General features: G+C 66.3%; 6 protein-coding genes. 2 read left to right on the top strand and 4 right to left on the bottom strand.

Going from position 1 to position 6,171, the window contains the following annotated elements; translation table 11 throughout:
- Positions 1–9 precede the first annotated feature (9 nt).
- Entirely contained in the window at positions 10–639 is a 630-nt protein-coding gene (locus ACK41X_RS05710) for a helix-turn-helix transcriptional regulator (RefSeq protein ID WP_409720160.1), read from the bottom strand.
- Between the two features lie 170 nt (positions 640–809).
- Here ACK41X_RS05710 and ACK41X_RS05715 point away from each other — a divergent pair, with 170 nt between their 5' ends.
- Positions 810–1,895 carry a quinone-dependent dihydroorotate dehydrogenase gene (locus ACK41X_RS05715; protein WP_409720162.1) on the top strand — a complete coding sequence of 362 codons (1,086 nt, stop codon included), beginning with the start codon at positions 810–812 and terminating at the stop codon, positions 1,893–1,895.
- A 101-nt stretch (positions 1,896–1,996) separates the two neighbouring features.
- On the opposite strand, the gene ACK41X_RS05720 is transcribed toward ACK41X_RS05715, so the two are convergent.
- From ACK41X_RS05720 to ACK41X_RS05730, 3 genes are read right to left on the bottom strand one after another with little or no spacing between them, the layout of a single operon-like run.
- Positions 1,997–2,317 carry a DUF6460 domain-containing protein gene (locus ACK41X_RS05720; protein ID WP_409720164.1) on the bottom strand — a complete coding sequence of 107 codons (321 nt, stop codon included), beginning with the start codon at positions 2,315–2,317 and terminating at the stop codon, positions 1,997–1,999.
- 46 nt (positions 2,318–2,363) lie between these two features.
- Positions 2,364–4,046 (bottom strand): cisplatin damage response ATP-dependent DNA ligase, encoded by a 1,683-nt coding sequence (locus tag ACK41X_RS05725; RefSeq protein WP_409720166.1) that lies wholly within the window; start codon positions 4,044–4,046, stop codon positions 2,364–2,366.
- Positions 4,043–5,089 (bottom strand): ligase-associated DNA damage response exonuclease, encoded by a 1,047-nt coding sequence (locus ACK41X_RS05730; RefSeq protein WP_409720171.1) that lies wholly within the window; start codon positions 5,087–5,089, stop codon positions 4,043–4,045. The genes ACK41X_RS05725 and ACK41X_RS05730 overlap by 4 nt, the downstream gene beginning before the upstream one ends.
- A 36-nt stretch (positions 5,090–5,125) precedes the next feature.
- Between ACK41X_RS05730 and ACK41X_RS05735 the strand changes: the two genes are divergently transcribed.
- Positions 5,126–6,085, top strand: a complete 960-nt coding sequence (locus ACK41X_RS05735; protein ID WP_409720167.1) for a methyltransferase domain-containing protein — start codon at positions 5,126–5,128, stop codon at positions 6,083–6,085.
- Positions 6,086–6,171: the final 86 nt, after the last annotated feature.

Consider the following 6,171-nt stretch of genomic DNA (forward strand, 5'->3'; position numbering starts at 1 on the left):
ACGTTAAACCTACTGGCTCGCCCACATGATGCGCGCGACCCACAGCACGTCCGACATCGGAAGGGTGCGCGCGGCATGATCGGGATTGAGCGAATGCAGCTCGATGGTCTTGGCGGTCTTGCGGGCGAGCTGCTTGACCATCACCTCGCCGTCCTTGGTCTTGACCACCACGCGGTCGCCGCGGCGCACGGGCGCGGCCGGCGACACCACGATCACGTCGCCCTTGCGATAGGCCGGCTCCATCGAATTGCCGGAAATCTCCAGCGCATAGGCGTGCTCGTCATTGACCGAGGGGAAGGCGATCTCGTCCCAGCCCTTGCCGACCGGGAAGCCGCCGTCGTCGAAATAGCCGCGCGAGCCCGCTTCCGCAAAGCCGATCAGCGGCACGGCTTGCGTGATCGGCCGCGGCGCCTCTGAAATCAGCGCGATGAAGGTCTCGATGCTGGTGCCGGTCGCGGCGAGCGACTTGGCGACCGATTCGGTCGAGGGCCAGCGCGCCCGGCCGTCCGGCGTGATGCGTTTGGACTTGTTGAAGGTGGTCGGATCGAGCCCGGCCTTCTTGGCGAGGCCGGACGCCGAAAGCCCGGCGCGCGCCGCGAGCCGGTCGATGGCGGTCCAGATCTGAGCGTGCGTCAGCATGGCGAGCCCCATGCGCTGCGAAACGGATTCGATAGTATGACTATTGTCCTACCTGAACAAGGGAATTAGTCTTGTTTGGGGGCGCTGTCCAGTCCCGCGTCAGGTTTCTTGTCTTGTCCTGCGGACGCCGGTTAGGTTCGGCGCGCCCTTGACGTGGAGTTTTGCCGGTTGTGATTGCCCTTCTTGAGCGTCTGGCGCGTCCTGTCCTGCATCGTTTCGATCCTGAGGACGCGCACGGGATGGCGTTGCGCGCGCTGCAATGGGCGCCGCTGCCGGCGCCCCAGCCCGACGATTCGCGGCTCAAGGTGCGCGCCTTCGGGCTGAATTTCCCCAATCCGGTCGGACTTGCGGCCGGGTTCGACAAGAATGCCGAGGTGCCGGACGCGCTGCTGCGGCTCGGCTTCGGCTTCGTCGAGGTCGGCGGGGTCACGCCGCTGCCGCAGCCGGGCAATCCGCGTCCCCGGCTGTTCCGGCTCGACGCCGATGGCGGGGTGATTAACCGGCTCGGGCTGAATTCGCATGGCGCCGCCGCGGTGCTGCGCCGTCTTGCCGCGCGCGCGCACCAGGGCGGCATCGTCGGCATCAATGTCGGCCCGAACAAGGACAGCCAGGACCGCACCGCCGATTACGTCCGGCTGGTGGAGGCCTTCGCGCCGGTGGTCTCCTATATCACCATGAATGTGTCGTCGCCGAATACGCCGGGCCTGCGCAATCTGCAGGAGGCGAAACTGCTCGACGATCTTCTGGCGCGGGTGATCGAGGTGCGCGACCGCGTCAGCACGCATGCCGGCCCGACGCCGCTTCTGGTCAAGATCGCGCCGGACCTGTCGCTCGCCGATCTCGACGACATTGTCGGCATCGTGCGCAGCCGCAAGGTCGACGGTATGGTGGTCGGCAACACCACGGTGACGCGCCCGCCGTCCTTGCGCGAACGCGAGAAGGCGATCGAGCAGGGCGGACTGTCCGGCAAGCCGCTCTTTCCGCTGTCGACGCGGATGCTGGCGGAAACCTATGTTCGGCTCGAAGGTGCGATGCCGGTCGTCGGCGTCGGCGGTATCGATTCAGGTCCGGCCGCGATTGCGAAATTGCGCGCCGGTGCGACGCTGATCCAGCTCTATAGCGCGCTGGTGTTTCATGGAATTGCGCTGGTCGACGAGATCAAGCGCGCGCTGCTTGTGGAGGCGGACAAGCGGCCGCTCGCCGAACTGGTCGGCGTGGATGCGGCCGACATCACCGCGCAGCCCTGGCCGGTGTAACGTCCACAAACTCCGCTCATTCCCGCGAAGGCGGGGATCCAGCAATCCTGACTCTGGATCCCCGCTTTCGCGGGGACGAGCGGAGTAATGTGCGTGGAGAATTACCGTCCCTTCGGGGCGTTCACGAGGCGCATCAGCAGCCAGACCGGGATCACGATCACCGCGCCCAGCAGAAAGTAGCGCCACAGCCAGTGAATGGCGTCGAAGCCGAGATGCCAGATGGTCTCGAACAGGTGGCGGATGCTGCGGATGATGTTGTAGGGATCGAGACCGAACGTCACCATCACGAAGCCGACCAGGATCGACAGCAGGATCAGCCGGCCGGCGACCGCGAGCGGCGATCCGCCGAGAAAGCGCGTCAGCGAATCGCTCTGCGCAGGCCGTGACGGCTCGATCGAGGCGCGCGGATCGTTGGTGGACATGGACCCCTCCATTCCGGCGTCGCGGCCGGATACCGCGATCATTTAATCAGCGGGCTGCGCCTTGCAAGCGGTGGGGTGCGGAGCCTCGGCTTTCCTCAAGCGTTTGTGCCATCTTTTCCAGCGTTTCCAGCCGGTCGGCCTCCCGCGGGGGCTTGTCCCAGCGCAGTCTTGCGATCCGCGGAAACCGCATCGCGAGCCCGGATTTGTGCCGGGTGGACCGTTGCAGCCCCTCGAAGGCGACTTCCAGCACGAGGCCCTCGTGAGGGCCGAATTTCACCGCGCGGACCGGGCCGAACCGCTCCACGGTGTTGTTGCGCACGAAGCGGTCGATCCGGATCAGTTCCTCGTCGGTGAAGCCGAAATAGGCCTTGCCGACCGGCACCAGCGTTTCCACGCCATCGACCAGCGTCCAGACGCCGAAGGTATAATCGGAATAATAGGACGAACGCTTGCCGCTGCCGCGCTGCGCATACATCAGCACCGCATCGACCGTGAACGGATCGCGCTTCCATTTCCACCACAATCCCTTCGGCCGGCCGGGGACATAGGGCGCGTCTTTGCGCTTGATCATGATCCCCTCGACGGCGCTGGCGTCCTCGCCGGCACCGGCCGAAGCGGGGTCGGCGCGCGCCGCGGCGAGTTCGTCCCACGAGGAGAAGGGAACAAGCGGTGACAGGTCGAGCCGCGGATGCGCGTGCCGCGCGATGAAGTTTTGCAGGCGCTTTCTGCGCTCCTCGAACGGCAATTCGCGCAGGTCTTCGTGTCCATCGACAAGGAGATCGTAGGCGCGCAAATGTGCCGGATAATCCAGTGTCAATTTCGGGGTCACGGCTTTGCGGTTCAGCCGCTGCTGCAGCACGTTGAAGCTCTGCACGCGGCCTTCGCGCAGGACCAGCAATTCGCCGTCGAGCGAGCCGTTGAAATTCAGCGACTCCAGCAGGTCAGGAAAACTCTTCGAAATGTCCTCGCCGGTGCGCGAATACATCCGCACGATGCGGTCGCCGCGTGGATTGACGCCGGCCGAGGCCTGCACGCGGATGCCGTCCCATTTCCATTCGGCGAGGAAATCCGCCGGATCGAGCTTGTCGAAGTCGGTCTCCTCGATGGCCTGCGCCAGCATCGCGGGGCGAAACGGCGCCGGGTCAGACGTTTCCGGCCTCTCTCCGCGGCTTTCGAGCCAGGCAAACAGATTTACGTAGGGTGGTTCGAGGCCCGACCACATCAGTTCGATCTCGGTCACGTCCTTGGCGCCAAGCGCGGCCGCGGCGGTCTTGGCAAGCCGCGCCGACACGCCGACGCGCAGCGCGCCGGTCACGAGCTTGAGCAGCGCCCAGCGCCCGGTTTCGTCCAGCGCGTCGAGCCAGCGCGCGATCTGCGCGGGCAGTTGTGCCTTGCCGAGGGTGTTGAGTGTGGTCACGACATCGGTGATCGACGGAATGAAATTCGGCCGCGCAACTGGCACAGGCCACATCAGCGCAATGGTTTCCGAGGTGTCGCCGACGAAGTCGCGTGATAGTGCAAAAAGCACTGCATCGGTGCGCTCGGTAATGAGCGCGCGGATCATGCCCGGCTTGGCGTGCTGGAACACGAGACTGCCGGTCAGTGCCGCGAGCGCGTAACCACGCTCCGGATCCGGCGTGTGACGGAAATAGTCGGTCATCAGCCGCAGCTTGTTGTTGCGGCCGGGCTCATAGGCGAGGCGGTCGAGCAGTTCGGCGAAGCGGTTCATGCAGGATGTCCCGCGTCGCCTTCGAGAGACGTGCCGTTCGTCTCGTCCTCGTCGCCATAGCCGACGATGTCGAGCGGCCGCGCCTTTAGCCCCTGCAAGCCGCACCAGTGGACCAGCGCGTCCTCCTGGCCGTGCGTCACCCAGATTTCGGACGCGCCGGTCGCGATGATGGTGTCGCGCAGGCCGTCCCAGTCCGCGTGATCCGAAATCACCAGCGGCAATTGCACGAGGCTCTGCCGCGCCCGCGCCCGCACCCGCATCCAGCCCGAGGCATAGGCCGTCACCGGATCGGGAAACCGGCGCGACCACACCTCTTTCAGCGCCGAGGGCGGGCACAGCGTGATGCTGCCGCCGAGTTCCTGCTTCTTCACGTCGCGGACGGGACGAAGGTCGCCGAGATCGATGCCGCGGGCGAGATAATAACGCGACAGCGTTTCCATCGCGCCATGCAGGTAGATCGGCTCGCGGTAGCCCGCCTTGCGAATCAGCGCGATCACCCGCTGCGCCTTGCCGAGCGAATAGGCGCCGACAAGATGCGCACGCTCCGGGAACAGCGCGACCGAATGCAGGAGCTTGGCGATCTCCGCATCCGGATCGGGATGGCGGAACACCGGCAGGCCGAAGGTGGCTTCGGTAATGAACACGTCGCAGGGCACAAGTTCGAACGGCGCGCAGGTCGGGTCCGCTACGTCCTTGTAGTCGCCGGACGCCACGATCCGGCAGCCGCCGCGTTCGACCGCGATCTGCGCCGATCCCAGCACGTGGCCGGCGGGATGAAAGGTCGCGGCGACGCCATTCAGGGTCACGGTCTCGCCGTAGCGGAGCGCCTGCGTGGAGCCAGCGAAATCATCGCCGTAGCGCAGCCGCATGATGTCGAGGGTTTCCTGCGTCGCCAGCACGGCGCCGTGGCCGGCCCGGGCGTGGTCGGAATGGCCGTGCGTGATCAGCGCCCGGTCGACCGGACGGGTCGGGTCGATGTAAAAGCCGCCGGTCTTGCAGAACACGCCGGAGGGCGTCGGGAGCAGCAGGTCTTCGGGACGCATCGTGCTTACATAAGCCATGGGCGGGAAATCGCGAGAATGTCTTCAACGCTGCAAACGCTGTTTCAGTCGTCGGGCGACCTGATCGCCGACCGGCGCTACGGCATGGCGCGCGAGTTCCGGGAACGGGGCGACCATGCCGCCGCGATCGACCTGCTGGAACAGACGGTGGAGCGCACGCCCGGCTTCGCCGCGGCGTGGTTCGACCTCGGGCATTTGCGCGAGGTGGCGGGCGACCGGGACGGCGCAGTGGCAGCCTTCGCGCGGGCGCTGGCCGCGGACCCCGCCGACCGGCACGGTGCGGGATTGCGGCTGAGGCTTCTGAATATCGGCGGACATGCGATGTCGGCCGACTATGTGCGCTCGGTGTTCGATCAGTACGCAGCGAAGTTCGACGATGCGCTGGCGGCGCTCCGCTACACCGCGCCGGAACTGCTGGCGCAGGCCGTGGCGGACGCCCGCCGCGCGCAGAACCGGCCGGTGCATTTTGCCGCCATGCTCGATCTCGGCTGCGGCACAGGATTGTCGGGCGCCGCGTTCCGGCCGGTCTGCGACTGGATCGAGGGCGTCGATCTCTCGCCCGGCATGATCGCGCAGGCGCAGCGGAAGAACCTCTATGACAAACTGGATACCGGCGATCTCACCGAAAGTCTCGACCGCCATATCCGCGCCGATGCCCGCTTTAATCTCATCGTGGCGGCGGACGTGTTCGTCTATTGCGCCGACCTGACGCTGATCGCGGCGCTGGTCCATGACGTGCTGGCGTCCGAGGGGCTGTTCGCCTTCACGGTCGAGACCCATGGCGACGGCGGCGTCATCCTCGGGCCGAAGCTGCGCTACGCGCATGGCGAGGCGCATGTGCGAACCGCGCTGGAGCTGGCCGGGTTGACGATCCGCACGCTTGAGCCGGTCTCGACCCGCATGGAGGCCGATGTTCCGGTGCCCGGCTTGCTGGTGATTGCGGAGCGCGCCCCTTCTTCGCCACTGTCGCCGCGGTAAGCTGGTCCGCGTGACCTTGCTCGATCCCATCGCGCCCCCCGACGCTCTCCCGGAGGTCTTCTCGCGCTGGTTCGCGGCGCGCGGCT

The organism is Pseudorhodoplanes sp. (assembly GCF_046289595.1).
In the GTDB taxonomy this organism is placed as follows: Bacteria; Pseudomonadota; Alphaproteobacteria; order Rhizobiales; family Xanthobacteraceae; genus Pseudorhodoplanes.